The sequence below is a fragment of the Pantoea agglomerans NBRC 102470 genome, assembly GCF_001598475.1.
GTDB lineage: Bacteria > Pseudomonadota > Gammaproteobacteria > Enterobacterales > Enterobacteriaceae > Pantoea > Pantoea agglomerans.
In genome coordinates, this window is the sequence record NZ_BCZA01000006.1 from 136478 (window position 1) to 161697 (window position 25220).

The 25220-nt window shown below is 55.3% G+C and carries 26 protein-coding genes; 9 read left to right on the forward strand and 17 right to left on the reverse strand.

The genetic code is table 11. The features are described from left to right. The first annotated feature begins 4 nt into the window (after positions 1–4). A complete protein-coding gene (locus PAG01S_RS13215) occupies positions 5–511 on the forward strand; it encodes a MarR family winged helix-turn-helix transcriptional regulator (protein ID WP_062758987.1) in 507 nt (168 codons plus the stop codon). 5 nt (positions 512–516) lie between these two features. Here PAG01S_RS13215 and PAG01S_RS13220 read toward each other — a convergent pair whose 3' ends face one another. Next, positions 517–1119, reverse strand: a complete 603-nt coding sequence (locus tag PAG01S_RS13220; RefSeq protein ID WP_062758989.1) for a helix-turn-helix domain-containing protein — start codon at positions 1117–1119, stop codon at positions 517–519. A gap of 43 nt (positions 1120–1162) precedes the next feature. On the opposite strand from PAG01S_RS13220, the gene PAG01S_RS13225 reads away from it, so the two are divergent. Together PAG01S_RS13225 and PAG01S_RS13230 are read left to right on the forward strand one after the other, a co-directional pair. Continuing rightward, positions 1163–1858 carry a B3/B4 domain-containing protein gene (locus PAG01S_RS13225; RefSeq protein ID WP_062758991.1) on the forward strand — a complete coding sequence of 232 codons (696 nt, stop codon included), beginning with the start codon at positions 1163–1165 and terminating at the stop codon, positions 1856–1858. Positions 1859–1973: 115 nt separating this feature from the next. Then, the gene (locus PAG01S_RS13230) at positions 1974–2294 is read left to right on the forward strand and encodes a hypothetical protein (protein ID WP_062758993.1); all 321 of its coding nucleotides are present in this window, start codon (positions 1974–1976) and stop codon (positions 2292–2294) included. 294 nt (positions 2295–2588) lie between these two features. Here the strand turns inward: PAG01S_RS13230 and PAG01S_RS13235 are convergent, their stop codons facing one another. Then, complete coding sequence (locus PAG01S_RS13235) at positions 2589–2927, reverse strand: type II toxin-antitoxin system RelE/ParE family toxin (RefSeq protein WP_010246865.1); 339 nt, start codon at positions 2925–2927, stop codon at positions 2589–2591. Positions 2928–2941: 14 nt separating this feature from the next. Further along, complete coding sequence (locus tag PAG01S_RS13240) at positions 2942–3217, reverse strand: hypothetical protein (protein WP_010246864.1); 276 nt, start codon at positions 3215–3217, stop codon at positions 2942–2944. A gap of 450 nt (positions 3218–3667) precedes the next feature. Between PAG01S_RS13240 and PAG01S_RS13245 the strand changes: the two genes are divergently transcribed. After that, positions 3668–4045, forward strand: coding sequence for a RidA family protein (locus PAG01S_RS13245; protein WP_033787194.1), 378 nt, complete (start codon positions 3668–3670; stop codon positions 4043–4045). Positions 4046–4070: 25 nt separating this feature from the next. On the opposite strand, the gene PAG01S_RS13250 is transcribed toward PAG01S_RS13245, so the two are convergent. The 3 genes from PAG01S_RS13250 to PAG01S_RS13260 are packed head-to-tail and all read right to left on the reverse strand — an operon-like array spanning position 4071 to position 5289. Further along, positions 4071–4598 carry a DUF4865 family protein gene (locus tag PAG01S_RS13250; protein WP_062758995.1) on the reverse strand — a complete coding sequence of 176 codons (528 nt, stop codon included), beginning with the start codon at positions 4596–4598 and terminating at the stop codon, positions 4071–4073. Beyond that, the gene (locus PAG01S_RS13255; protein ID WP_062758997.1) at positions 4595–4984 is read right to left on the reverse strand and encodes a tautomerase family protein; all 390 of its coding nucleotides are present in this window, start codon (positions 4982–4984) and stop codon (positions 4595–4597) included. The genes PAG01S_RS13250 and PAG01S_RS13255 overlap by 4 nt, the downstream gene beginning before the upstream one ends. Then, entirely contained in the window at positions 4984–5289 is a 306-nt protein-coding gene (locus PAG01S_RS13260; protein ID WP_033787198.1) for a carboxymuconolactone decarboxylase family protein, read from the reverse strand. The genes PAG01S_RS13255 and PAG01S_RS13260 overlap by 1 nt, the downstream gene beginning before the upstream one ends. 96 nt (positions 5290–5385) lie before the next feature. Between PAG01S_RS13260 and PAG01S_RS13265 the strand changes: the two genes are divergently transcribed. Further along, entirely contained in the window at positions 5386–6267 is an 882-nt protein-coding gene (locus PAG01S_RS13265) for a LysR substrate-binding domain-containing protein (protein WP_062758998.1), read from the forward strand. Here the strand turns inward: PAG01S_RS13265 and PAG01S_RS13270 are convergent. From PAG01S_RS13270 to PAG01S_RS13280, 4 genes are all read right to left on the reverse strand, one after another. Beyond that, the gene (locus PAG01S_RS13270; RefSeq protein ID WP_062759000.1) at positions 6233–6820 is read right to left on the reverse strand and encodes a TetR/AcrR family transcriptional regulator; all 588 of its coding nucleotides are present in this window, start codon (positions 6818–6820) and stop codon (positions 6233–6235) included. The two genes, PAG01S_RS13265 and PAG01S_RS13270, sit on opposite strands and share 35 nt — an antisense overlap. 127 nt (positions 6821–6947) lie before the next feature. Then, the gene (locus PAG01S_RS22640) at positions 6948–7079 is read right to left on the reverse strand and encodes a hypothetical protein (RefSeq protein WP_010670579.1); all 132 of its coding nucleotides are present in this window, start codon (positions 7077–7079) and stop codon (positions 6948–6950) included. Between the two features lie 137 nt (positions 7080–7216). Next, positions 7217–7771 carry a GNAT family N-acetyltransferase gene (locus tag PAG01S_RS13275; RefSeq protein ID WP_062759001.1) on the reverse strand — a complete coding sequence of 185 codons (555 nt, stop codon included), beginning with the start codon at positions 7769–7771 and terminating at the stop codon, positions 7217–7219. Between the two features lie 242 nt (positions 7772–8013). Continuing rightward, positions 8014–9567, reverse strand: coding sequence for a methyl-accepting chemotaxis protein (locus tag PAG01S_RS13280; RefSeq protein ID WP_062759003.1), 1554 nt, complete (start codon positions 9565–9567; stop codon positions 8014–8016). A 264-nt stretch (positions 9568–9831) separates the two neighbouring features. On the opposite strand from PAG01S_RS13280, the gene PAG01S_RS13285 reads away from it, so the two are divergent. After that, entirely contained in the window at positions 9832–10449 is a 618-nt protein-coding gene (locus PAG01S_RS13285) for a pyridoxamine 5'-phosphate oxidase family protein (RefSeq protein WP_010246855.1), read from the forward strand. Between the two features lie 123 nt (positions 10450–10572). Here PAG01S_RS13285 and PAG01S_RS13290 read toward each other — a convergent pair whose 3' ends face one another. Both PAG01S_RS13290 and PAG01S_RS13295 read right to left on the reverse strand, forming a co-directional pair. Beyond that, positions 10573–10965, reverse strand: coding sequence for a VOC family protein (locus PAG01S_RS13290; protein ID WP_033773978.1), 393 nt, complete (start codon positions 10963–10965; stop codon positions 10573–10575). Positions 10966–11134: 169 nt separating this feature from the next. Further along, the gene (locus tag PAG01S_RS13295) at positions 11135–12142 is read right to left on the reverse strand and encodes a hypothetical protein (protein WP_062759005.1); all 1008 of its coding nucleotides are present in this window, start codon (positions 12140–12142) and stop codon (positions 11135–11137) included. 309 nt (positions 12143–12451) lie between these two features. On the opposite strand from PAG01S_RS13295, the gene PAG01S_RS13300 reads away from it, so the two are divergent. Then, positions 12452–13642, forward strand: a complete 1191-nt coding sequence (locus tag PAG01S_RS13300; protein WP_062759007.1) for an MFS transporter — start codon at positions 12452–12454, stop codon at positions 13640–13642. A gap of 112 nt (positions 13643–13754) precedes the next feature. Beyond that, positions 13755–18284 carry an ATP-dependent helicase gene (locus PAG01S_RS13305; RefSeq protein ID WP_425334591.1) on the forward strand — a complete coding sequence of 1510 codons (4530 nt, stop codon included), beginning with the start codon at positions 13755–13757 and terminating at the stop codon, positions 18282–18284. Here PAG01S_RS13305 and PAG01S_RS13310 read toward each other — a convergent pair. Continuing rightward, on the reverse strand, positions 18249–19196 hold the full coding sequence (locus tag PAG01S_RS13310) for a LysR family transcriptional regulator (RefSeq protein WP_062759009.1): 948 nt from the start codon (positions 19194–19196) through the stop codon (positions 18249–18251). The genes PAG01S_RS13305 and PAG01S_RS13310 overlap by 36 nt on opposite strands. A 95-nt stretch (positions 19197–19291) precedes the next feature. Here PAG01S_RS13310 and PAG01S_RS13315 point away from each other — a divergent pair, with 95 nt between their 5' ends. Further along, the gene (locus PAG01S_RS13315) at positions 19292–20146 is read left to right on the forward strand and encodes an aldo/keto reductase family oxidoreductase (RefSeq protein WP_062759011.1); all 855 of its coding nucleotides are present in this window, start codon (positions 19292–19294) and stop codon (positions 20144–20146) included. 39 nt (positions 20147–20185) lie between these two features. On the opposite strand, the gene PAG01S_RS13320 is transcribed toward PAG01S_RS13315, so the two are convergent. The 4 genes from PAG01S_RS13320 to PAG01S_RS13335 all read right to left on the reverse strand — a co-directional run bounded on the left by PAG01S_RS13320 (position 20186) and on the right by PAG01S_RS13335 (position 25161). Then, positions 20186–21685: an alpha/beta fold hydrolase gene (locus tag PAG01S_RS13320; protein ID WP_062759012.1), complete on the reverse strand. Its 1500-nt coding sequence runs from the start codon at positions 21683–21685 to the stop codon at positions 20186–20188. Positions 21686–21703: 18 nt separating this feature from the next. Continuing rightward, entirely contained in the window at positions 21704–22264 is a 561-nt protein-coding gene (pagP, locus tag PAG01S_RS13325) for a lipid IV(A) palmitoyltransferase PagP (protein WP_010246837.1), read from the reverse strand. 343 nt (positions 22265–22607) lie between these two features. Then, the gene (locus PAG01S_RS13330) at positions 22608–24059 is read right to left on the reverse strand and encodes a sugar porter family MFS transporter (protein ID WP_062759014.1); all 1452 of its coding nucleotides are present in this window, start codon (positions 24057–24059) and stop codon (positions 22608–22610) included. 199 nt (positions 24060–24258) lie between these two features. Next, positions 24259–25161: a LysR substrate-binding domain-containing protein gene (locus tag PAG01S_RS13335; protein WP_022624570.1), complete on the reverse strand. Its 903-nt coding sequence runs from the start codon at positions 25159–25161 to the stop codon at positions 24259–24261. Positions 25162–25220: the final 59 nt, after the last annotated feature.

A 25220-nucleotide genomic window follows, 5' to 3' on the forward strand; every position in this document is an offset into this window, starting at 1 on the left:
ATTTATGCATGACCATATTGATTTCGTTGTCAGTCAGTGGGACGACGCGATGCCCGATCTCGACGCCTCTTCAATGCGGATCTTCGGCAGGGTGCTGCGTCTGATAAAACATCTGGCGAAAGCGCGCAGTCAGGCACTGGAGCCTTTTGGTTTTCAGGAGGGAGAATTTGATGTGCTGGCGACATTGCGACGGGCGGGATCGCCTTTTCGCCTGTCGCCCACCCAGCTCTACCAGGCGCTGCTGGTGACTTCCGGTGCGATGACAAATCGTCTGAACCGGCTGGAGCAGCAGCATCTGATTGAGCGTATTGCCGCGCCAGAGGATAAGCGCAGCATGCTGGTCGGGCTGACGCCGCACGGGCAGCAGCAGATTGAGCATGCACTCCGCGTCCATACCGCTACGCAGGAGGCGTTGCTGGCACCGCTTGGCGCTTCAGAGCGTGCCGAACTGGAAAGGTTGCTGAAAACGCTGCTGCTGGCGTGTCCAGGCGAAGCGACAGCCGCAGAATAGCGCCGTCAGCGCTGCAGTTCGGCCACCGTCATGGTGAAGATAACCGGCAGGTGATCGGCGCTGGCATAGGCATGCGGCATATCGGTTCGTGCTACGGCTGCACAGCCCTGCTGCACCACCAGGGTCTGCTCACCCACCGTTAAGGCGAGCGTGCCCTGCTCGACGTGCAACAGTTCGAGCGTGCCTGAAGAGTGACCGGTTGAACGGAAAGCTTCGCCCGCAAACATCTGCCAGCGCCATAGCTCGATCATATCCGGCCCACGGGTTCCCGCCAGCAGCTGCGCATAACCGCCCTGCTCGCCCTGCCACAGCCGGGGCATTTCGCTGTTCTCAATCAGCCAGGCGTCAGGCGCATGCGCAACGTTGACGATATCTGCCACCGAGACGCCCAGTGCGGCAGCCACTTTACAGAGAATGGCAATGCTGGGATTGGCGACACCCTTCTCGATCTCCACCAGCATGCCTTTACTGACGCCAGCCCGGCGTGATAACTCATCCAGCGAGAGTTTCTGACTTTTACGCCAGCTTTTGATGCTGTCCGAAACAGCCTGATTGACACTGGCGACATCGGCACCCGCATCGGTCATTATATTGACTTTTTTGGTCATCGGTCATTACTATGAAATAAATTAGTCACTGAGAGAGTATCCGATGTTATCTGTTCATCCGTCAATCGATCCCACTGTTTTCGCGCTCGCTCCCGGCTTTCGTGCCATGAGTATTGTGGTGGAAGCCACACCGATTACCCGACCAGAAGTTGCCAGCGATGCACTGAAGAGCGCATGCCAGCAGGTGTTAAATGATGATGCGACGTGGGCAGACGCGCATCTCGCCGCCTGGGCTGAGGTGTTTAAAGCCTTTGGTGCCAAAGCGAAACGTACACCCTGTTCGGCAGAAGCATTGCGTAAGCGTGTGCTGCGGGATGGCGCATTGCCTGCCATCGATCCGGTTGTCGATCTCTATAACGCCATCAGCATTCGTTATGCGCTGCCGGTCGGAGGTGAAAATATCGAGGCCTATGCTGGCGAGCCACGCCTGGTGATAGCTGACGGCAGTGAACGTTTCGATACCGTTAAAGAGGGCGAGGTGGTTTATGAGTCGCCAGAACCAGGCGAAGTGATCTGGCGCGACGATCAGGGCGTAACCTGTCGCCGCTGGAACTGGCGTCAGGGTGTAAGAACCCGACTGGATGCCAGCGCGCAGCAGATGTGGTTCATTCTGGAAAGTCTGCCCGCTATGCCGCTTTCCGCGCTGCAACAGGCCAGCGACGATCTGGTTTCGGGATTACAGCAGATGATGCCGGGTGCGCAAATCAGTACAACGCTGATTGAAGCGCCAGCAAACTGAACATTGCCTCAACAGCGGCTGAACAAGGTAAACGGTTAGCGTAAACTGTGGCAGGATACGCGCCCTGCGTCTGGCCATACCCGGCTGACTTAACTGCACTCAACCGGTGACTAAAATGGCTAAAGCAAAATATATCCTGCCCCTGCTGCTGATCCTCGCCCTGGCCGCCTGGTGGTTTATCCCACACGACAGTGAGGAAGATAAGGCGTATTACGTCGCGGTGTTGTGCGCGATTGATCATGATAGTAAGCAGCCCCTCGACCGGCAGATGCAGAACGTCATTGAAGGCGGCAACTCTGATTATGCGCTGCAAAAAATCACTTATAAATCGGGGCTGGGCCGCAGCGTGATTGCTCGCTGGCAGCAACTGACACCTGATGAACAGCAGCGCGCCGTGCAGGATAATCTTCTCTGCCAGCAACTGCTGAAGCGCTGATTTCTGACGGGCGTGTTCATATCATTAATCATATGATTTCGCGCTGGTCATCATTATGGCCGCGCCCGTCCTGGCTTATCCCTACGCATCTGAAATTACCGTGTTTTTTGTCTACGACTAACAGGTAAGCGGGCTTATGAATCCCTGATAACCTGATGCCGGAAGAATATGGGCTGATGGCTGAGAATCCGGAAATCTCAAAAATTGAGTGAAACTAAAACGGGGATGCTGACAGTGGCACTTACGTCCATAAGCTTTCATTATGCAAAAGCCCGCATTAGCGGGCCCTGAGCGTCATTTCAGTATGTTGTATCTGTAGAGCAAATTTCCGAAATCCTGTTTCATGCTAACGAAAAGAAGAATCTGGATAGTATTGTCCACGAAATCGTACAGAACACGATACTCTCCTTCAACATCAAGACGTTCGCGTAACAAAAGCCCGCGCTCTGAAAGATAAGCATTGTAGCGATACCTTTCAGGATCCTGACTGATATTGTCGACTGAATCCATGAGTAGATTATCGACAAATGCAGCCGCTTGCTGCGCCCCAACTGTTCCGCTCTTATAGGACTCAATGTCCTTGAGACACTGTTCAGCCAGAGGCGCGATTACCAGCTGATATTGTTCTGACACTCAAAGCCTCTCTATTATTTTCTTGCGGCACGTAACCTTCCCAGAACGTCTTCAGGGGTCATGCCTTTGCCATCAGCGACTTCCTTTTTAGCTTGCAAGGCCAGCTTGAAAAGGGCGTTTATGTTTCTTTCCTGCTCGATCTCTCTAATCTCAGCCTGACGCTCAGCAGCAGTCTGGATGAAGAGTTCAGAGACGCCATTTTTTGTTACGTATACTCCTCCTTCGAAGGCGGCAGCATTTCCGAGACTGTCTCTGGCAAGCTTCTGGGACATGGTTTGATTTGAGTTCATACATGATTTCCGATTAGATAGGACGGGTAAAATCAAAGGGATTGCCGGTAGAGCCATCCAGATTTCATCGTTGATTAAAAAATTTCACAGACCGTAAGATTTGAACTGCCCCTCTCTTTTCCGAGGGTCATAGGATGAATATAACCTACGAGTGAAATCGTGTACATATTTATCCACCCTATCCACGTTACTGAATCTGGATGGCAAGGCATCGTCCTGATAGGTTTAAAATCAGAAGGTAGTCATGCTATTCAATGTATTGTATATAGCACGCAACACAGGACCGGCGTTGATGTCTGAAATCGACTGAAATCGTCAAAAGATCGCCTTAACCACCAGCAATCACCTCTTCTGCCTATTGCCGATTTGTTAACACAACCCGCTATCGACTCTCAGCCTGCTTTAATGCCAGTAGCCTGTATGGTATGAAATCACTTAAAAGAGGAAAATATGACGATGCCAGAACGCAAAAATTACCCGCAACTGGGCGAAGTAAAAGCGCCTTATGTCCACGCAGTGAAGCATGGCGCGACGCTGTATGTCTCAGGACTGACCGCTTTCGGTACGGCGGCTCAGCAGGGAGATATGGCTGAACAGGCAGAAGCCATTTTTAATCAACTCAGGGCGGTTGCCGCGGCTGAGCATACGTCGCTCGCAGCGCTGCTGAAGGTCACGATATTCATCACCTCTTTCACAGAGATCACCGCGCTGCGGGAAGTGCTTTATCGCAACTACGGCGAGCATCTGCCCGCCAGCTCGCTGGTACAGGTCAGCGGACTTTTCTCCGCTGACCTGCGCATAGAGATAGAAGCCATTTTTGCCCTGTGAGTAGAAAGCAGCAACATTCCCGATGCTAGAGTTGCAGATCCGCGGCGGCTGCACCCCGTGCCAGATAACCGATCCGATAGACTTCCTGCTCGCCAGCGGGGCGCAGGTGAGACGCGTTAACGTCTACTCCCTGCCAGCGGCTCACATCCCAGGCGCTGATCCCTGTTGTTACCGGCAGTGTCGTAAGGTCTGAATGCGGTGGAATCGTCCAGCGGTTCAGCGTTATAAAGCGGGCATCGGCCAGATCCGGCATGTGGCTCTGCCCCTCAAGCGCCAGCCAGCTTTCGATGATCGGCCAGCCAAAATCCCTGACCAGCGTCGCAAAGCCAGGACTTTGCAGGAAATGCTGCATCCCACTCGCCTCCCGCCAGAAATAGAGCGGTGCATAACGGTTTTCATTCTGTCCGTCATCATCACGGCAGGTGTAGAGATACGCCTTGGCCACCAGCCCTGGAAAGCCATCAAGCCGGGCACCGTTCAGACTGATGCGCTGTACGATGATGCCCATGTCGTAGTCAGCGGGCAGGGTAAAACGGTAATGCATGATAATCATAACTCCTCCTGTGCCAGCATCCGGCCGCCGCTAAAGCTCCACTCTTCGGTGCTGTTAAACTGAATGATGATCATCACGTCGTCAGGATCGATCGCCATCTCCGCCTGAAGCGTCGTACAGAGTGAATGATAAAAACGTTGCTTCTGTTGCCGCGTTCGCGGTCGGCCTGCCGTCACCTGAAACAGCACGAAATTGTCGCTACGCCCGCCGCTGAGATAATGACGATCAAATACCCGCTGTCCGGCGGGCAGCATCTCAATCACCTGAAAGCAATCATGCTCAGGAACGTCAAATTCCGCGACCAGCGCCTGCTGAAGCAGCGTGGAAATCTGATGCAGAGCCGCCTCGCTGTAGCCCTGACGCAGGGTAATTCGGGTAAAGGGCATCAGTGATTATCCTCCAGATAACCCAGCGCGGTGACGGCGGCGGGCCAGCCTGCGTAAAACGCCAGATGCGTGAAGCTCTCCACCAGCTCATCCTGCGTCAGTCCATTTTGCCGGGCGAAATCGATGTGCCACGGCAGCTGCTGGACCCGCCCCAGCGCGGTTAACGTTGCCAGCGTCAGCAGGCTGCGTTCACGCGGTGACAGCAGTTCGCGCTGCCAGATATCGCCAAACAGCACCTGCTGTGTCAGTTCGGCCAGTTTTGGCGCGCGCTGCGCCAGTGTTTCCCGATCAAGCGATTTTCTCATTGCACACTCCTCAGTGGTGAGACAGAGTGTCACTCAGGCCTTCAATCCTGAAAATCAAATTAATCAGCTCTTACCATCCATAAATACAGGACAATAATGAATAAGGTACCGGAGTTCCTCGATATGGATGCGCTGCGCAGTTTCGTCGCGGGCATTGATGCCGGCAGCTTTGCCCTGGCGGCACAGCATCTGTGTCGGTCTGCCTCGGCCGTCAGTGCGCAGCTTAAGAAACTTGAGCAGCAATGCGGCACGGCGCTGGTGATGAAAAAAGGGCGTCATGTGCAGCTGACCCGCAGCGGCGAACAGCTGATGAGTTACGCCAGACGCCTGCTGTCGCTGAACGATGAGACATTGCGAGCAGTGAAAGGCGAAGCGTTACAGGGCGAAATTCGCATCGGGATGCAGGAGGATTTTGGCGAGGCATTGATGCCGGCCATTCTCGGCGCCTTCAACCGGCAGCATCCGGATGTGATGCTGACCGCACGCGTCGACAGAAATCTGCCGCTGCTTACGGCGCTGGCCCGTCATGAGCTGGACCTGGCGCTGCTGTGGCAGGCAGAGCAGCAGGCTGGCACGCAGTTAATTGGTCAGTGTCCGTTAGCCTGGATACAGCATCCGGCATTTGATCTGGCGGGATATCTGCAGCGCGGCGAGCCGCTGCCGCTGGTGGCATTCGATGCGCCGTGTGTCATGCGATCGCGCGCCATCGAGGCGCTGGATAAGGCAGGTATTCCGTGGCGGGTAGTGTTCACCAGCCACAGTCTTAGCGGGATCTGGGCGGCATTACAGGCCGGGCTGGGCATCACCCTGCGCACCCGCGCAGGGTTGCCGGAGACACTGGTGATTGAATCCCACCGGCTGCCAATGCCCGGCTATCTGGGTATCGCGCTCGCCCGCTCAGATCAGGGTGACGATCCGGCGCGAGCACTCTTGCAGCATCTGATCACGCAAGCCGCCCTGCCCTTTGTTCAGCGCTGACTCCTATCTGAAATGCCCGCTGAACCAGAGACGAACAGTATTCTGCTGAGATGTCGCGGTCACCGAACAGAATATGAAACATCACCGGCGCCACGACCACATCGATGATGCGATCAACGTCAAAACCTGATTCGCCGCGTGCCTCGGCCCGACTTTTCAGTGTTTCAAGATGCTGATAGGTAAACCCACAGCATTTCTGGCTCGCCGCTTCAGCCTGACTTCCTATCACATCAGCCAGAAGCTCACGACCGACTTTGGACGACATCTCTTCAGCATACTGCTGGATGAACGCGGTAAGATCGCCGGCCGACGATCCGGTATCTTCCGGTTCTGCAATGGGCCGCATCCGTGCCACGGCCACATCCGCCAGCAACTGGGACAGATCGCCCCAGCGCCGATAGATCGTGGAAGGTGTCACACCCGCCTGTTCGGCGATCATCGGCACTGTAATAGCTGAACGATCAAGCGTTTCAAGCAAGCGGTTAACGGTGTTATGCACTTCCGCCTGAATACGTGCGCTGCGCCCACCCTGCCGAATCATCTCCCTCGCCATCACTTTCTCCCGCTTTTATCAGCCTCAACGTCATGGTTAAAGCAACGAAGTTGCATTAACAGATAGCGGCAGTGTACCCCATCTCAGGCTGAGCAGGCGCTAATGTGTGCTATCGGGCGATTGAGAATCAAGGCTGCAGTTTACTCAGGACAGATTTAACCGGCTCGGCGGTGAGATGTGACGAACGGTTATCTGATGCGCCTATCCATAAAAGACTGACTGCCATAACTGCTGAAATAAAAATTGTACGAATATCCATAAAGCCTCCCCCTGATTAAGGTGGCTAAAGTAATCCACACAGCGGAGTATTAATCGCGGGATAAGAGAGGGTTTAAAGGGACTTAGTGCGAAAAGGTGGCGCAGATTTCGCCACGCCTGAATCACAAACGGGAAAGATCAGACAGATGCGGTAACGATGTTGCCAGCCGCAAGCCAGTCACGTCGTGTGAGGGTGTACATCAGGCTGGGAGGCAACCCCTCCGGATCGTCGACCTTTTTCAAAAAGGTCAGGCCCGCTTTTTCCAGTACCCGCCGCGAAGCCAGATGGTTTTCGCGCGTCACACCCGTAATGATGCTCAGCCCGGCCTCTTCGAATCCGTAGCGAATGGCTCTGCGGGAAAGCTCGGTGGCATACCCTTTTCCCCAGGCAGCAGGCTCAAACCGGTAACCGAGATTATTCGTCTGACGACCGTCAAACTGGCTTCTGAAAACGCCCCCAAAGCCAATGATTTTATCCGGATGGGCTTTCTCAAATATCGTCCAGTCGCCAAAACCCTGTTCCTGATAGCTCTGTAATATGCGCTCTATGGCCTGAATGGCATACGTTCTGTCGGGCCATGGACCTCGCGGGTTAAATTTATGCGTTTCGGGGTCGCCATAGATTCTGAAGAGGTCGCCAAGATCCTCGCGAAGAGTATATCTGTAGAGCAGCCGCTCTGATTCCCAAACCATCATGCGCTCCTTTTGGGTGCTGAATAAGCCATTTTTACTGTTTATATCAGCAACTTCTCCTGTCACCAACTCTGTTACCTCGGCTCAACGGCTGGCAGCTAATCACTAACAGCATGGCATCTTTGACGGAAGTACACAGAAAGCCTGCGATGTAAGGACCTGCCAGCATCCTGCTGGAATCCGGTCAAAAAGAGCAGACGCGGCTGGGGCTCGCGTCCGGTCTGTTCTGTTGCGCCTGCCGATTAAGCTTCGCTGTGCACTCTAAACGAATCAACCATGCCACGCAGTGCATGTGCCTGCTCAGACAGCGACTGAGAAGCCGACGAAGACTCTTCAACCAGTGCGGCGTTGTTTTGCGTCACGCCATCCATCTGACTCACGGCGATGCTGACCTGCGAAATACCCTGCATCTGCTCGGAGGAAGACAGGGAGATATTATCCATTGCCTCGGCCAGCTCACTGACCATACCGACAATTTTCAGGATGCTCTGGCCGGTTCCGGCCGCCACCGAGACACCCTGCTCTACCTGTCCGACGGTCTGTTCAATTAGCGATTTGATGTCCCGTGCCGCGGTTGCACTTCGCTGTGCAAGCGAGCGAACCTCACCTGCAACGACGGCAAATCCACGCCCCTCTTCTCCGGCTCTTGCCGCTTCAACGGCCGCGTTAAGCGCCAGAATATTGGTCTGGAAAGCGATACCTTCAATAACGCCAGTGATGTCGCGGATTTTCGCGGCGCTCAGTGAGATGCCATTCATGGTTTCGGACATACGCTGGACATCATTTTCACCGCCGCGAGCCAGCGAGGCCGTTTCACGAGCCGAACCGGCAGTCTGCTGTGCGCCAAGGGTATTGCTTTTTACCGTCGCGGTAAGTTGCTCCATGCTGGCAGCCGTTTCCTGCAACGCAGACGCCTGCTCCTCGGTTCGTGAAGATAACTCGGTATTACCACGAGAAATCTCATCAGCGGCCAGCGCCACGGAACCCGCAGCCTCTTTAATACGGGAAACCAGCTCACGCAGATTAGCCTGCATACCACCCAACGATGCCAGCAGGCTGTTGGTATCACCGCGTCGCAATGCCACTGACGTGGTGAGATCGCCTGAGGCGATAGCGGCAGCCAGTGCCTGAGCCTGAGCCGGTTCGCCTCCCAGCTGACGCATCAGGATACGCACGGTAAAAAGACAGGTTGCCGCTGCTAATAGAATTGAGGTGCCCGCGAGGATCATCAGCGTGAAGCCAGTACGCGACGACGAATCACTGCTCATCGTCACCGCTTTCTGGCTCTCTACACTCTGAATCGCTGAAAGGGTGTTAAGCGCATCCAGCAGCTTACGCTGCGCCGGACGCGTCACGGTCAGCAGATAGGCAGTGGCTTCCTGCGAACGATTATCCAGCCCCAACCGGCCAGCCTGTTCAAGGGAGTCGAGCGTGGCTTTCTCTTCGGACAGCCCCTTATTGAACGCTTCGCGTGCAGCAGGAGTGGCATCATCCATCATGCGGGTCAGCGACTCACGGGTGGTGATGTAAAGCGTTTTCTGAGTCTGCAGCCGTTTCCATTCCGGTTCCATCGCTTTGGTGTCGGTCAGCAGCGCCATATTACGCACCGCGATGCCCATATCACGCAGGGCACCCCGCATATCAAGTACCATCTGATAGCGTTTCATCTTCACATTGACGACATCGTTCATGCCATCACGAGCATTGTTAAGAGCGTGTAAAGCAATCCCGCTACACAGAATAAACAGCAGAATGAGCAGGCCAAAGCCAGCATACAGACGAGTTGAAATTTTCACAGGCGAGTCTCATGAGTGGATGTAATAAGGTGGTAATGTCTTTCTGCTATCGGCATTGTGTGAAGAATTTGTAGCCACGGCCGGTAATAAACTTTTTTCAGGCGGAGGGGTGACGGGTACGCGCAGACTTATTATCGTAAATAGCCGCTTACAGACTCTGGCTCTGGTGTTATTGATGTTAACGTTATGCTTTAGCTGGTATGTCGGGTTTGTGGCGTATCATAAGCGTCATGGGAATCGGATTAATAAAAGGAAAGTGCAAAAATGTCTGAACAGAGCAGCATTATCACTGAACTTACCGAACTTGAAGGTCTTTACGGCACGGTCGCCCGGCCCTCTGTCGCTAAAGAAACCGATCATATTCATCCCGCCTATCGTCCGTTTATCGCCGCCTCGCCTTTTGTGGCGCTGGCAACGTCGGGGCCCGAGGGACTGGATGTTTCACCGCGCGGCGATCCGGCCGGATTTATCGAAATCGAAGATGACAAGACCCTGTTATTACCCGACAGACGCGGCAATAACCGCATCGACAGCCTGCGCAACATTCTGCATGACAATCGGGTAGCGCTGCTTTTTCTCATCCCTGGCATTGGCGAGACGTTGCGCGTGAACGGCACAGCAGCGATCAGTACCGACCCGGCACTGCTTGAGCGCTTTGCCATCAACAATCAGCTGCCAAAAACCGTATTGCGCATCACTGTGGAGAGCGTTTTCTTTCAGTGCAGCCGGGCGATTATTCGCTCCGGATTATGGGATGCCGAAACGCAGATCTCACGGCAGTCGCTGCCCAGCACCGGTTCCATCCTCAAACAGATTGCAGAGATTGATGGCGATGCCTACGACAAAGCGCTGCCTGAGAGATTGAAGAACTCACTTTACTGATCGCCGTTCAGGGCCAGGAGGCTTCACTTCATCCGGCGTGCCGATGAGTGAAGTACTTATACTTTCGGAACGGAGATCATCGTGCGCCTGCAGTCACGCCTCTAAGCGCAAACAGCGATAGCGTTACGCAAAGCTCTCCAGTATCTGCTTTGCATGCAGGTAGTCGTAAGAGGTCACTTCAATTTTATTATTACTGAGATCGCTGAAATAGACGGACATCGACACGTCATGGTCGCTGACGCTGAAAGGGATTTTATTCTTACGGAGTACAGGCATAAGTTCGTTGAAAGATAATGCTGCCACCCCGAAAGCCACCGTATGGCCTGGTGGCTGAGATTTTCGCAGGAAAAGAGAGAGTGATGCCCTGTTATTTCTTATGACCAGCGGCCCACCCTGTTCAAACCAGAAGTACAGGGAAGGGTCGCGTTCAAAGCCCAGGATCTCGTTGTACCACTTTTCTGCCTGTTCAATATTTTCAACGTAGAGATGGATATGATCGATCTCAGCTATCTTCATCATCTGGCTCCCTGATTGTTATTAACAGTGAGACTCGCCGAAATATTATTGATAAACAACCCGAAAAGCACATGACAACATGAAATTTACCATGATTCTTTATGGCGGACAGAGATTACCCTAAAGGCTCCTGCGACAATCATATTGCTTAGCTTGTTTAATTAAAGCCTCACTTATCCTTTTTTAAGCAGACCAGTGCAAACCTTCCTCGTTCCGCTACAGATTCTGATATATCGGAAGCCAGTTGAGTGGCCATGGAAAAGGCTTCATCACATATATTTTCTAATTCTTTAATCAGCATTTCTCCGGCTATACGCCGTACCATCGGTGAGCGGTCAAGTATGGCCATCCTTAAGATATCAATAAAAGGCCTGGAAACGGCTATTGTTTTTTCATTTAAAACAGGTACACGCCGTCGTACGCCAAAGGCTTTATCAATCCACTTCCATTCCATCCCCTCGGACCAGATAATTTTGCCTTCGAACAGGCAGCGGTACGCCTTCGCACGCAGTGAGGGCTGAATGGAGGATTCAGCAATCTCAGACAGAAAATTATCTAATACTGACGTGCGTCCTGCTTGGGTAAAGACAGTTGCAGCAGGCCCCGAAGAAGTGCAGATAAGTCTTTTTTTCAGAGAGGCAGTGACGTTCTCCATTGAAATAATGTCTGTCAGTACCTCGTGTTCCTTCTCACCCGCTCTTCCCCATGAGGTCCAATAGGGAAGCGTTATAAACAAGACATCCACGATAACTTCCGGGTCAGAAGCTGCTGCGATTGAGGGAAGTGCTTCACGGGCGGCTTCTCTCACCTGAGGAACCCAATCATTTAACCTTCTGACGGCTAAGGCAAATAAAAAACTGTTGGGTGCACCAACTGATAATGTTCGTAATGCGCGTTCCCGCCGAAAACCATCTGCATGACATAAGTCCATCCACCTGAGAGAACCCACCTGCTGGATCTCAGCACCTGTCCGTTTATAACCTGATGTATAAAAAGATGAGTCAATCTGCCAGCGTATTAATCGCTCCCAGTCATCAAGACTTTTCAATGGCAGTTGTGACGTTGCAGCCACGAAAGCTGATATATCAGGCCGTATTCTCTGATAAAAAATATCGAAGGTGAGTGATTTTTTGACTGCTTCAGTAACTTCCTGTTTAAGGCTTTCCTGCAATAGCATGCGCCCTTTTCCCCAAATTAAATTTATAAAGGTTTGAGCTTATCTATAAAGTCACGGTGGCCCAAAGTCAACGTGCCTCTGCCAGCACATGAACTCCCGTCAGTAGAGGGTCAGTACATCAAATATCCTGATAAAAGGCTTGCCTCTGTCAAAAAGCAGACGTAACACCTTGAAGAGCTCTCACCGTTACAAACTCTCAGACACGCCTTAAGCCCCACCGCAATAAACGTTAAAGCAAAGATATTGCATTAAGGTTCAGATAGCCGTATACCTTATTAAAAGCTAATACTTTGCATTAAGGTGATTTCCATGAACCCCACATTGACGCCTCAGGCTGCTGCCCGCACCACGCTTTTCAGTTTTACCGGTGCGGCGCTGATTTCCGCCACCAGCAGTGCGCCAACGCCGCTCTACCCACTTTATCGCAGCCTGTTCCATTTGACGCCGACCATGCTGACGCTGATCTTTGGTGCCTATGCTTTCGCGTTGCTGGCCGCGCTGCTGACGGTCGGTAAAGTGTCCGACTATACCGGCCGCCGCCCGCTGATGCTGCTGGCGCTGGCGATCAATGCGGTCGCGCTGGTGATCTTTATGTCTGCCAACTCTGCCACCACCTTAATCGCCGCCCGGCTGGTGCAGGGCTTTGCAACCGGTATTGCCTTACCGACCTTTGGTGCCAGCCTGATTGACGCCAGTAAAACCCGTGGGCCACTGCTGAACTCATTCACCGCCTTTCTGGGGATGACGCTGGGCACGCTGGCGGGCGGCATACTGGTCACCTTTGCGCCCTTTCCCACGGTGACGCTTTACGCGCTGCTGCTGATACTGATGCTGGTTGCCATGGCGCTGTTGCCGCTAATACCAGAAACCATTGCGCCTCAGCCGGGTGTTCTGGCCGCACTGCGACCTCAGGTCAGCATACCGCGACGCGCGCTGGGCCCGCTGTTAATGGTGACGCCGGTTAATATCGCAACCTGGATGCTGGGCGGATTTTACCTTTCACTGATGCCCTCAATGGTGGCGAACGCAACCGGCCTGACATCGCCTTTTATCGGCGGCTCGATTGTGGCGACGCTGATGCTGAGCGCAACGGCAGCAGTATTTCTCTTTCGCCCGTTACCGCCTGCGCGGGCATTAGTTATCGGTACGCTGATGCTGATAGCGGGCGTCAGCGTCACGCTTGCGGGCCTTTCTCTGCACAGCGTGGCCTGGCTCTATCTCGGCACTGCCATTGCGGGTCAGGGATTTGGATCGATTTTCTCCAGCGTGCTGAAGATCATTATGCAGTTAGCTGAAAGTCATGAACGCGCCGGACTGTTCTCCGCCTTTTTGATCAAAAGCTATCTCGCCTTTGCCCTCCCTGCGATTGCCGCCGGAATGGCAGCGCCGCATATCGGGCTGAACCATACCGCCTGGTTCTATGGCATGACCATCATCGTGCTGGCACTGGTGTCGCTGCTGGCGATCAGAGGTCGCGCTTTAGCCGGAGCGGCCAGTTAATAAACGCGCCCGACGCGGCCAGATATCTGCCGCGTCATCCACAAACGGTAATTTTCACTTACACTCAACGGATTAATTTCAGGCGCAGTTGCTGCGTGATACCGTGAGTATGATGTCGAAATCCCAATCTGATGCGGTCTTAGCCCGGTTTTCATCCGCCACACGACGCTGGTTTTCTGCCACCTTTGCTGCTCCCACGCCGGTGCAGCAGGCGGCATGGCAGGCGATAGCCAGCGGAGAGCATGCGCTGGTGATCGCCCCGACCGGTTCAGGGAAGACGCTGGCGGCCTTCCTCACCGCCATCGACACGCTGTTTCAGTTCCGAACCGCGCAGCCCTCACCTGCACGTGAAACGACCACCCGCATACTTTATATTTCACCGGTTAAAGCGCTGGCCGCGGACGTACAGCGCAACCTTAATCTGCCGCTGGCAGGCGTTTACGCTGAGCGGCAGGCGCTGAATGAGCCAGAGATCACTCTGAATATCGGAATGCGATCCGGCGATACGCCCAGTGCAGAGCGCGCCAGGCTGGTGCGCCGCCCGCCCGATATCCTGATCACCACGCCCGAGTCACTGTTTCTGATGCTGACCTCAAAAGCGCGAACGACGCTGCAGGGCGTGACCACGGTCATCGTCGATGAGGTGCATGCGGTGGCGGGATCGAAGCGGGGTTCCCAGCTGGCGCTGAGCCTGGAGAGGCTGGATGCGCTGCTGCCACAGCCCGCCCAGCGTATCGGGCTTTCCGCTACGGTAAGGCCGGTTGAGCGGGTCGCCGCCTTCCTTGGCGGCTGTCAGCCCGTTCAGGTCGTTAATCCGGCCGCCGATCGGACGCTGCACCTGACCATCGAGGTTCCGGTCGAAGATATGACCGATATCGCCAGCCCCGATGACCTGACCGGTGAAGCCACCTCTGCCAGCGGTTCGATCTGGCCGCACATTGAAGCGCGCATTCTGCAGCAGGTCATGTCCCATCGCGCCACGCTGGTGTTTGTGAATTCGCGTGGCCTGGCGGAAAAGCTGACTGCGCGGCTCAATGCGCGTTATCTGGCGCAGCAGACAACCGCTGGCGATTGGGATGCAGAACCGGACGACAGTGATGATCTTATTGCCCGCTCGCATCACGGTTCTGTCTCGAAGGAGCAGCGAGGCGAGATTGAAGCCGCACTGAAGCTGGGCAGACTGCGTTGCGTGGTGGCGACTTCCAGTCTGGAACTTGGCATTGATATGGGGCCGGTGGATCTGGTGATCCAGGTGGGCGCACCGCTTTCAGTCGCCAGCGCACTGCAGCGGGTGGGACGCGCCGGACATCAGGTTGGCGGCGTATCAACCGGCATCCTGTTTCCGCGCACCCGGCGCGATCTGCTGGATTCGGCCGTCATATTGCAGTCAATGCGTGCGGGCCAGCTCGATGCGCTGGCTCCGCCGCGTAACCCGCTCGATATTCTGGCGCAGCAAACCCTGGCGGCCGTCGCAATGGATCCCTTACAGGTCGATGATTGGTACGCGCAGGTCTGCCGGGCCGATCCGTTTCGCACTCTGTCGCGTCGGCTGTTTGATGCCACGCTCGATATGCTGGCGGGTAAGTTTCCCTCAGACGCTTTTGCTCAGCTGCGGCCGCAGCTGGTGTGGGATCGTCAGAGCGGATTGCTGACGCCGCGACCCGGCGCTCAGCATCTGGCCGTGACCAGCGGCGGCACCATTCCCGATCGCGGCATGTTCAGCGTCATCCTGCCGGAAGGCGAAGAGCAGGCTGGCTCACGTCGTGTCGGCGAACTGGATGAAGAGATGGTCTATGAGTCGCGGGTCAATGACATTATTACCCTGGGCGCAACGTCGTGGCGGATTCAGCAGATTACCCACGACCAGGTACTGGTGGTGCCTGCGCCAGGCCGTCCGGCTCGTCTGCCTTTCTGGCGCGGAGAAGGTGTGGGCCGCTCGGCCGATTCGGGTGCCAGTCTCGGGCTGTTTCTGCGTCATCTGAGTGCGGCTTCACCGGCGGATGCGCAGGAGCAGTTGCGCGCGCTGGGGCTGGATGCCCGCGCAGTCACAAATCTGCTGGCTTTGCTGGCTGAACAACGCACCGCGACCGGCGTACTGCCGGACGATCGCACATTGCTGATCGAACGCTGCCGTGACGAAATCGGCGACTGGCGGGTGATCCTGCATTCGCCCTGGGGAAAGCGGGTCAATGCGCCCTGGGCGCTGGCGATTGCCGCCCGAATCCAGCAACGCCTGGGCATTGATGCTTCTGTTGCGGCCAGCGATGACGGCATTGTGGCCCGCTTTCCCGCCAGCGAGGGAGTGTTACCCGGCGCTGACCTGTTTATGTTCGACGCCGACCAGTTGACCCGGGAGGTCACTGAGAGTGTCGGTCAGTCGGCGCTGTTTGCCGCCCGCTTCCGTGAATGTGCCTCACGCGCTCTGCTGCTGCCGAGGCGTAATCCGGGCAAACGATCGCCGCTCTGGCAGCAGCGGCTGCGCGCCGGTCAGTTGCTGGAAGTCGCACGACAGTATGACGATTTCCCCATCCTTATCGAAACCACACGCGAATGTCTGCAGGATGTCTACGATCTGCCTGCCCTGCACCAGCTGATGAAACAGATGGCACAGGGAAAGGTAAAGCTGGTCGAGGTGACGACCGAACAGCCCTCCCCTTTTGCCGCGCCGCTGCTGTTTGGCTATGTTGCAGAGTTTATTTACGCCAGCGACGCCCCTCAGGCAGAACGGCGCGCCTCACTGCTGGCGCTCGACAGTAACCTGCTGGGTGAGCTGCTCGGCCAGACCAGCAAGCGTGATTTGCTGGCACCTGACGTCGTTGAGCAGGTTGAAAAGGAACTGCAGCGCATTGATTCCCGCTATCAGGCGCAGCACACCGAAGGCATTATCGATCTGCTGCGCGATCTTGGCCCGCTCGCGGTTGCCGGTATTGCGGCACGTTTCAGTGGCAACGCCCAGCAGATCGCGGAAGCCATAACGCAGTTCGATGCCGCGCAGCGAATGATCCCGATCACCCTTGCCGGTGAAGAGCGCTGGGCGATCATTGAAGATGCAGCCCGCCTGCGCGATGCACTGGCCGTTGTACTGCCTGACGATCTGCCCGAAACATTTCTGGAGCCGCAGGCCGATCCGCTACGCGATCTCATTAATCGCTACGCCCGAACCCATACCCTGTTCACTGCCCGACAGCTGGCCACGTATTTTGGTCTGGGTATCGCCATTGTGAATGAGGTGCTGCTTTCCCTGCATCAGCAGGGCAACCTGCTCAATATGGGTTCGCCAGAGGGCGCATCGGATACGGAGTGGGTTTCCACAGAGATCTTTAAACGGTTACGCTTACGTTCACTGCAATCAGCACGTGAAGCAACCCGGCCTGTTCCACCTGCCGCCTGGATCAACCTGCTGCTGGAGCGTCACGGTGTGCTTAACACGCAGCGTGAAGAGCATCACGGGGTTAACGGGCTGTTGCGGGTAGTTGAGCAACTTGCGGGCGTGCCGCTACCGGCCTCGCTGTGGGAGTCACAAATCCTGCGCGCCAGGATAGCCGACTATCAGCCCGCGATGCTCGATGAACTGTTAGCCAGTGGCGAGGTTACCTGGTGCGGACATAAAGCGCTGGGTCAGAATGATGGGTTGATCTCGCTGCACCTCACGGAATATGCCGCTGAAACACTGCCGGTGATTGACACCACACAGCCTCTGACGCCGATTCAGCAGGCGACTCTCGACGCATTGAGCCGGGGTGGCTCGTGGTTTGTTCATGAGATCATGGCACAGATGGACGAGGCAGAGACGCAAACCACCGACGTTTATGCTGCCCTGTGGCAACTGGTGTGGCAGGGCTATGTCACCGCCGATAGCTGGATTGCGGTGCGTGGGCTGCTGACCACGCCAGGCGCCCCCCGTTCACGTCCCGCGCGTACCCTGCGCACCCATTTTGGTCAGCGTTTTACCCCGGGCGCACTTTCTGCACGCCGACCAGCGGTCAACACGCTGGCTGGTCGCTGGTCGCGGGTTAACCGACAGGAGGTTGCTCCTGCCCGGCTGGCCCTGTCGCTGGTGGAAAATCTTCTCGACCGTTATGGGGTGATCAGCCGGGGTAGCGCGATATCGGAACAGATCCCGGGAGGATTCCCGGCGTTACAGCCGGTATTACGCAGCATGGAAGATGCCGGACGGCTGCTGCGTGGCCGGTTTGTCGCTGGTGCGGGCGGCGCGCAGTTTGCCGACCATAACACCATTGAGCGGCTGCGGGAGCTGGCAGAAAAGCCGCTGACCGCGACAGAGGCTGTGGCGCTGGCCGCACCGGACCCGGCAAATCCGTTTGGCGCGTTACTGAGCTGGCCGCTCCACGCCAGCGGCATCCGCCCGACCCGCCGTCAGGGGGGACGCGTGGTGATTGCAGGCGGCGCGCTGGTGCTTTATCTGACGCCGGGAGGCAAAGAGTTGCTGACATTCATCGACGATCCCGCGCTGCATCAGATCGCGGTGGCGGCGCTGGGCCTGGCACTGAAGCGTGAAAAGCCCGCGAGTTTCACGCTGGAGAAGGTAGATGGTGAACCGGTTTCGCAGTCACCGCTGCTTAACGCGTTGCGACATGCCGGATTTTCACGGGTACCACAGGGGTTTAGCTGGTATAGCTGAGTTGTTTTCGCGCCCGTTTTTTTCGCGGACAAAGTCGATAAAAGCCTGAAGCGGAGCGGGGATCAGGCGGCGATCGTTGTAATAGAGCCACGGACCAGAGAAAGTCAGCCACCAGGGTTGCAGCAGCGGTTCCAGCCTGCCGCTGTCAAGGGCTGGCCTGAGCCACTCGTCAAACAGATATATCACGCCGCTTCCGGCGATGGCCGCCTCCACCGCCAGATCCATTGCGCCACCGACCGAAACCACCAGCGGCCCGCTGGTTTCAACGCTGATCTCTTCGCCCTCGTGGCTGAAGGTCCAGTCAGCCATGATGCCGCTGGCATAACGGCCACGCAGACAGCGATGATGGATCAGGTCGCGCGGATGTTCCGGTCGGCCATGTTCTGCCAGATAAGCCGGAGAAGCCGCCAGCGCGAACCGTTGCTGTCTGGGGCCAATGGGCATCGCCACCATATCCTGCTCCAGCCGCTCATCATAACGAATTCCGGCGTCACAACCGTCACGAAAGACATCCTGCACGCTGCTCTCCGCCACAATTTCCAGCCGGATGTCGGGATAACGCTGCAAAAATTCCGGCACCAGCGCGGGCAGCACCAGCCGCGTAGCACTGACCGGCACATTCAGCCGCAGCGTGCCACCAGGGGTGTTACGGTAGCGATTAACCGCATCCAGCGCGGCGTTAACTTCATTGATCGCGGGCAGCAGACGTTCCATCAGCGCCCTGCCCGCTTCGGTTAACACCACGGTGCGGGTGGTGCGGTGAAACAGACGAATGCCCAGCTGTTGTTCCGCCCGTCGTACCGCATCGCTCAGGCGTGACGCATTGCTGCCGGTGACGCGTGCCGCTTCCCGAAACCCTCCCGCTTTTGCCACCGCCACGACGGCATCCAGCAGCGCCATATCGATCGCCATTGTGCATCACCCCGTACAGTCTGTCCTGATTTCACCGGATAGTTGCACAGCTGAATCACCGTTACAATTGATCTACATTCACGCAGGAGGTTTTCATGTCAAACACCACCATGACTTTTACGTTAGGCGATCGTGAAGTTAACCGTATTGGCTACGGCGCAATGCAACTGGCCGGGCCGGGCGTGTTCGGCCCGGTAAAAGATGAAGCCCGGGCAATCCAGGTTTTGCGCGATGCTGTCGCGGCAGGCGTTAATCATATCGACACCAGCGACTTTTATGGCCCGCACGAAACCAACCAGCTGATTAAAAAGGCGCTCCATCCCTATCCGCAGGATCTCTGCATTGTCACCAAAGTGGGTGCCCGACGCGACGCCAAAGGCGGCTGGCTGGCGGCGATGGAGCCAGAGGCGCTGAAGCAGGCAGTTGAAGATAACCTGCGCAACCTGGGGCTGGATGTGATTGAAGTGGTGAACCTGCGCAGTATGTTGCATCCGGCCAGGCCCAAAGAAGGCTCTCTGAAGCCACAACTGGAGGCGCTGCTGGCGTTACAGGCACGCGGACTGATTCGCCATATTGGCCTGAGTAACGTTACCGCCACGCAGATCGCAGAAGCTCAGGCGATGACGCCGATTGTCTGCGTGCAGAATATGTATAACCTGGCGCATCGACAGGATGATGAGCTGGTGGATCAGCTGGCGCAGCAGGGAATTGCGTATGTGCCGTTCTTCCCGCTGGGCGGCTTTTCTCCGTTGCAGTCGGATCAGCTTAATGAAATGGCTGCATCCCTGAATGCCACGCCGATGCAGGTCGCACTTGCGTGGCTGCTGCGGCGATCGCCAAATATTCTGCTGATTCCAGGCACCTCTTCCCCGGAACATCTTAAAGAGAATCTTGCCAGCGGCAGCCTGGAACTGTCGGATGATGTGATGGAAAAGCTGAACGCTATTTAACATCAGGCCCGCACGATGCGGGCCTGATGCTGTACTGATTCAGAAACTGCTGAGGCAGGCCGCAAGTTGCGGCTTGTCGCTACAACTGATGTGATGATCGATTCGGTTAATCATATAAGGATAAAACGGGTTAGAGGTGGCGCGCATAATTGAGTCCAGCCCGACAATCAGCACTGCACTCTCGCCGCGCAGTGACAACGTCCCAAAACTGATACCAAACTCATTCTTCTGCGCGGGCGCACTGCCATATAACCCATCCTCGGCCGGGAACGGAATCGCAACGTGCGACAGCGAGTAGAGACCCGCAGGATAGGCAATTGCCAGCGGCTGAATCCGTTCCTGCATCTCTCCCGCGGGAACGCTTTTTGTCACCATCTCCAGTGAGGTGGCGGAGGCATTAGTGATCACCGTGGATGAGTAATTCCGACGCGCTGCAGGCAACAGCTGATTAACCGCGGTATATGAGGAGTGGCGGAATAACGGACTGACGCTGACCGCCTGATTGATATCGAACAGCACCAGTTCGCTGCCGTTCACTGGCAGATAATTATAGAGCGAGCGGATGACCGAAGGCGTACTGACGGTGGAATCCATTACCGACTGAAAGGTTAGCACGGGCGGGAAACCGGAGAGCTGCTGATTACGCGCATATTGCAGGATCTCTTTCTGCAGCGCCTGCGTCAGCAAATAGGTCTGCCGGGCAGCGTGAACCGGAAAAGAGTTGTATTTAAACGGATTAAACTCCGGCACGATATTCAGCCAGGCCGTTTTCGAGAAGGCAGGGAAAACAGAGGGCAACCCGGCAACACCTGCGAACCGGGCAAAACGAGTCACACCGATCATCGGCGATAACAGAATCAACTGCTGCGGACGACGCAGCGTATGATCGCCCAGGCTGTCGAGCGCATATTTTACCGCCAGCGCCCCGCCGTTCGAGAAACCCACCAGATGCAGCGGCGTCTGCGTGCCCGCCAGCCGGGTCGCTTCCCGCACCGCCAGGCGTGTGGCGGCCATCCAGTCCTGCCAGTCAACATCGGTCAGACCCGCAGGCACCGTACCGTGACCCGGTAACCGTATCGCCACCGCCACATAACCCTGCTGACGGTAAGCCTCTGCCACATGCCGCAGACTGTAAGGACTGTCGGTCAGTCCATGTAACAGCACTACCGCACCGCGCGGCCTGCCCTTCGGTTGCAGAATATAGGAACGGTTCCAGTCCTGCGCGAAATGCCCCGGATAGATCATGCTGCCAGCATAGTATCGGTTGAGTGGCGTTTTTTCTTCCGCATCCAGTCGGTCACTGACCTGTTGCTTCATCTCGTCGAACAGATGATTTTCGGCCTTGAGGTAGTCAGCATAGGTCGCATTATCAAGCTGTTCTACTGTCAGTTCATGCGGGACCCAGGTGTGCCAGCGATGTAACTCCGGCCCGCGCTCCGCTTCATAGATTCGAATAATCAGTAGCAGCAGTAACAATACTCCAGACACAATCGCAAGACGCCAGAGCCTGCGGGTGACGGTTTTCCACCTCCGGGTCATAAATCCTTTCCTGAAAAATTAAAATGCATAGCGAAACCACGCGAACAGCACGTTGCCATTATTGTACGTGCCCGGAATATAGGTGAACTGTACATTCAGCGCCTTATAACCGGCAGAGAACAGCGGCAGAATAATCGGTAGCGGAATATAGTTACCAAAATCTTCGCGTGCGGTGATACCGGCGGTTAATCCCGCGCCAAGACGAAAGTCCTGATTCGAACCAGGATACCAGCCCTTCTCCCAGCCATAACCGACAATCGGCTGCCACTCATTGTGTGAGTCTTTGAAAGCCATTGCATAAAGCGCGCTCCAGTTGCCGCTGTCGCTGTAGCGCGAAATGCCCAGACCACCTCCCCAGGGATTCTCGTTATAGTTATCGGTTTTTTCTTTGTCGTACATAAAGCGGGCGTGCCAGCTGATAAATGGCAGGTAGAGATCGGTATGCTGAGGCGCGTTCCAGGTCTGCGCAACATCGTCAGTGAATCCATTCCACCAGGAGGAGATTGGTGTGTTTTCAGCATGCAATGGCGCAGCAGTCAGCAATGCGGCAAAAACTGCCGTCGTGGTTGAAATTTTCATAGTGCGTACCGGTCAGCGTGCGGAGCAGATGAAAAATGAGTATAGCGCAGAGCCTGAGGCAATCTTTGTCAGCGGTCATGCTTCGCTTAACCGGGGATTTCTGAAGACAATAACGACAGTTCATTAAGTCAGTTTCTGGCGATTTCAGCCTGAAATCGCCAGAACTGTATGGAAATTAATCGAGGGAAAATTGCTGATTACAGTGAATGTTGTCTGATGGTACTTAGTGAGGATAAGGACGGGGAAATGCGGTGCAACGGTTAGTAAGAAGATAAGGAGGTAACAAGATAAGGCGATAAGGAGGTAAAACCGGATTCAGCCGGTGGGCTGAATCCGGTGGGACTCAGGAGGCTTCAGCCTCTTTTGGCTTTTCACCAAACTTCTCTTTCATGTGTGACTCAATCTCTTCCAGGCTTTTGCCCCGCGTCTCTGGCACCATCGCCATCACGAAGATCAGCGACCCGACGTTAATCGCGGCAAAGATAAAGAAGGTGGTGCTGCCGGCATATTCCATTATCGGTGGAAAACCAAAGGCGACTATCGCGTTAAAGATCCACTGTAGTGAGACAGCGCCGCCGGTTAACACGCCGCGCAACTGCATCGGGAACAGTTCCGACATCATCAGCCAGTAGACTGGCGAGATGCACATCTGCATGCAGAACAGGAACAGCAGAATACAGGCCAGGGCGAGGTAGCTCTGCATCAGGCTGGGAGCGATAAAGGTCATCACGCTGCCCAGCATAATCTGCGAAGCGACCACCAGACACAGGCCGGTAATCAGCATCGTCCGGCGCGGAAAGCGACTAACCGCCCAGATACCTACAATCGCCGCCACCACTGAGACCACGCCGTTACCGATGGTCGCGGCAATCGAGGCGCTGGTGCCAAGTCCGGTCTGTTTAAGGATGATCGGGGTGTAATACATAAAACCATTTACCCCGGTGAACTGGGCAACAAAGCCCAGACCGACGCCGATAACCATCAGGCGAATCACCCACTTCTCACGGATCAGGGTTTTCGCATCCGGCCCACGTTCCGCCGCTCTCGCCTGCTTCTTCATCTGCGCCATCTCATGGCGCACTTCACGCGGCGTTTCACGCAGATACTTCAGGATCTTTTTAGCCTCTTTCAGACGCCCTTCCGCCACCAGCCAGTGAGGTGAGGCGGGAACGAAGAACGTGCCGATAAACAGCAAAAGACCCGGTACCATGGCAATTGCCAGCATGTAGCGCCACAGGTGCTCATCATGCAGCAGATAGCTCAGCAGCGTACTGGCAACATAAGCAATGAGCTGTCCGGTAACGATCATCAGCTCATTGCGGCTGACCAGCGGCGCACGCAGGCGCGGTCCGGCAATTTCGGCGATAAACACCGGCACGGTAGAGGAACCGCCACCGACAGCAATCCCCAGCAGGAAGCGCATTGCCACCATGACATTGACAGAAGGCGCCAGCGCTGTTCCCAGTGAACCCAGCACAAAAATAACCGCCAGGCTGCGTAGTGTAATACGCCGGCCAAACCGGTCAGAGAAGAAACCACTCAGGAAAGAGCCTATCGCGGCACCGAACACCAGCGAAGAGGCTACCAGCCCTTCAGTGAATGAATTCAGTCCAAGTCCACCCTGATCGGGTGGTGAGGTCATGTAGGGTAACGCACCCGAGATAATCCCGGTGTCATAACCAAAAGCCAGCGCGCCCATAGTGGCAACCAGTACCACTAAAAAAATGCGCTGGCGTACCGTATCCGCAGTCGCGTGATCGCCCGCTTCACCAGAGTCTGGTGTATTCGTACTCATAATATCCCTGCCATTAATAGGTTAAACATCCGTTTGATTAAATTTCATACGGAATAGAAATGGAACATATTTACCGAGTGGGTAAAGAAGTGTAGACGGTATTTAAAAGTTAGCTTTAGCAATGCGATTTTTATAACAGGGATAGTTAACCGGATAAATAAACCGGCGCAATAATGACGACGTGAAAGTTATTTTAACATTAGGTTAACACTTTCAGTTCCTGCTGGATCCAGCTCAGGAAATGCGCGACGCGGGGAAACTGGGCAAATCCACGCGGGAAGACCAGATGATGGGCGCTAACGGGCAGACTCTCCTGTTCGGACAAGACTCTGACCAGTTTTCCACTGCGCAGATAATCCTCCGCCAGCAATTCACTTTCAAATATAAGACCGTGGCCTAACATCGCCGCCTCAAGACTCATATAAGAGCGATCAAAGCGAAATAACCACTCTTTATCTGGCTGAGGTAATTGCTGAGAAGCAAACCACTGCGGCCACTGAATAAGCGGCGACTCCGATAATATCAGCGCATGATGAATTAACTCAGCGGCCTGATTAACAGGATGCTTTTTCAGATACTCAGGCGAGGCCAGCACCGACATTCTTTCGTGGCGGATCGTTTTAATCTCGAATGAGTTCCAGTCCGGGAATCCATGGCGTATCGCAATATCAATATTGTCGCGGCTGAAAGATAAATTCTCGTAAGAGCAGGAGAGCGTGAGCTGAAACTCGGGATAGCTGTCGCGAAATTTATGGATGCGCGGCAACAGCCACAGCAGACCGAAACTGGGCGCGCAGTGGATCCTGAGGTTGCTGCGGGCTTTCTCGTTACTGATGCGTGCAGTCGCCTGCGTCAGACTCAGCAGTATCGGACCAATCTCCCTGAGGTAATGCTCACCCGACAGCGTCAGCACTACGCCCTTTGCCGAACGATTAAACAGAATACAGCCCAATTCACGCTCCAGTTTTGCCAGCTGATGACTGGCCGCCGAAGGCGTAATACTTAATTCCTCGGCCGCACGCGCGACATTACCAAAATGGGCCACCTGCTCAAAAACCCGCAGTGATTTAATCGAAGGTAAGTGATCAGACTGCTTTTCCATCCGCCTCTCCACACTGGAATTTTGTGATGTGTGCCCATTTTTAAATCGCAGAATTGTTA

Coding starts and splice junctions, on each gene's coding strand:
- PAG01S_RS13215 (WP_062758987.1), top strand. CDS start 5: ATGCATGACCATATTGATTTCGTTGTCAGTCAGTGGGACGACGCGATG.
- PAG01S_RS13220 (WP_062758989.1), bottom strand. CDS start 1,119: ATGACCAAAAAAGTCAATATAATGACCGATGCGGGTGCCGATGTCGCC.
- PAG01S_RS13225 (WP_062758991.1), top strand. CDS start 1,163: ATGTTATCTGTTCATCCGTCAATCGATCCCACTGTTTTCGCGCTCGCT.
- PAG01S_RS13230 (WP_062758993.1), top strand. CDS start 1,974: ATGGCTAAAGCAAAATATATCCTGCCCCTGCTGCTGATCCTCGCCCTG.
- PAG01S_RS13240 (WP_010246864.1), bottom strand. CDS start 3,217: ATGAACTCAAATCAAACCATGTCCCAGAAGCTTGCCAGAGACAGTCTC.
- PAG01S_RS13245 (WP_033787194.1), top strand. CDS start 3,668: ATGACGATGCCAGAACGCAAAAATTACCCGCAACTGGGCGAAGTAAAA.
- PAG01S_RS13250 (WP_062758995.1), bottom strand. CDS start 4,598: ATGATTATCATGCATTACCGTTTTACCCTGCCCGCTGACTACGACATG.
- PAG01S_RS13255 (WP_062758997.1), bottom strand. CDS start 4,984: ATGCCCTTTACCCGAATTACCCTGCGTCAGGGCTACAGCGAGGCGGCT.
- PAG01S_RS13260 (WP_033787198.1), bottom strand. CDS start 5,289: ATGAGAAAATCGCTTGATCGGGAAACACTGGCGCAGCGCGCGCCAAAA.
- PAG01S_RS13265 (WP_062758998.1), top strand. CDS start 5,386: ATGAATAAGGTACCGGAGTTCCTCGATATGGATGCGCTGCGCAGTTTC.
- PAG01S_RS13270 (WP_062759000.1), bottom strand. CDS start 6,820: ATGGCGAGGGAGATGATTCGGCAGGGTGGGCGCAGCGCACGTATTCAG.
- PAG01S_RS22640 (WP_010670579.1), bottom strand. CDS start 7,079: ATGGATATTCGTACAATTTTTATTTCAGCAGTTATGGCAGTCAGTCTT.
- PAG01S_RS13275 (WP_062759001.1), bottom strand. CDS start 7,771: ATGGTTTGGGAATCAGAGCGGCTGCTCTACAGATATACTCTTCGCGAG.
- PAG01S_RS13285 (WP_010246855.1), top strand. CDS start 9,832: ATGTCTGAACAGAGCAGCATTATCACTGAACTTACCGAACTTGAAGGT.
- PAG01S_RS13290 (WP_033773978.1), bottom strand. CDS start 10,965: ATGAAGATAGCTGAGATCGATCATATCCATCTCTACGTTGAAAATATT.
- PAG01S_RS13295 (WP_062759005.1), bottom strand. CDS start 12,142: ATGCTATTGCAGGAAAGCCTTAAACAGGAAGTTACTGAAGCAGTCAAA.
- PAG01S_RS13300 (WP_062759007.1), top strand. CDS start 12,452: ATGAACCCCACATTGACGCCTCAGGCTGCTGCCCGCACCACGCTTTTC.
- PAG01S_RS13305 (WP_425334591.1), top strand. CDS start 13,755: ATGTCGAAATCCCAATCTGATGCGGTCTTAGCCCGGTTTTCATCCGCC.
- PAG01S_RS13310 (WP_062759009.1), bottom strand. CDS start 19,196: ATGGCGATCGATATGGCGCTGCTGGATGCCGTCGTGGCGGTGGCAAAA.
- PAG01S_RS13315 (WP_062759011.1), top strand. CDS start 19,292: ATGTCAAACACCACCATGACTTTTACGTTAGGCGATCGTGAAGTTAAC.
- PAG01S_RS13320 (WP_062759012.1), bottom strand. CDS start 21,685: ATGACCCGGAGGTGGAAAACCGTCACCCGCAGGCTCTGGCGTCTTGCG.
- pagP (WP_010246837.1), bottom strand. CDS start 22,264: ATGAAAATTTCAACCACGACGGCAGTTTTTGCCGCATTGCTGACTGCT.
- PAG01S_RS13330 (WP_062759014.1), bottom strand. CDS start 24,059: ATGAGTACGAATACACCAGACTCTGGTGAAGCGGGCGATCACGCGACT.
- PAG01S_RS13335 (WP_022624570.1), bottom strand. CDS start 25,161: ATGGAAAAGCAGTCTGATCACTTACCTTCGATTAAATCACTGCGGGTT.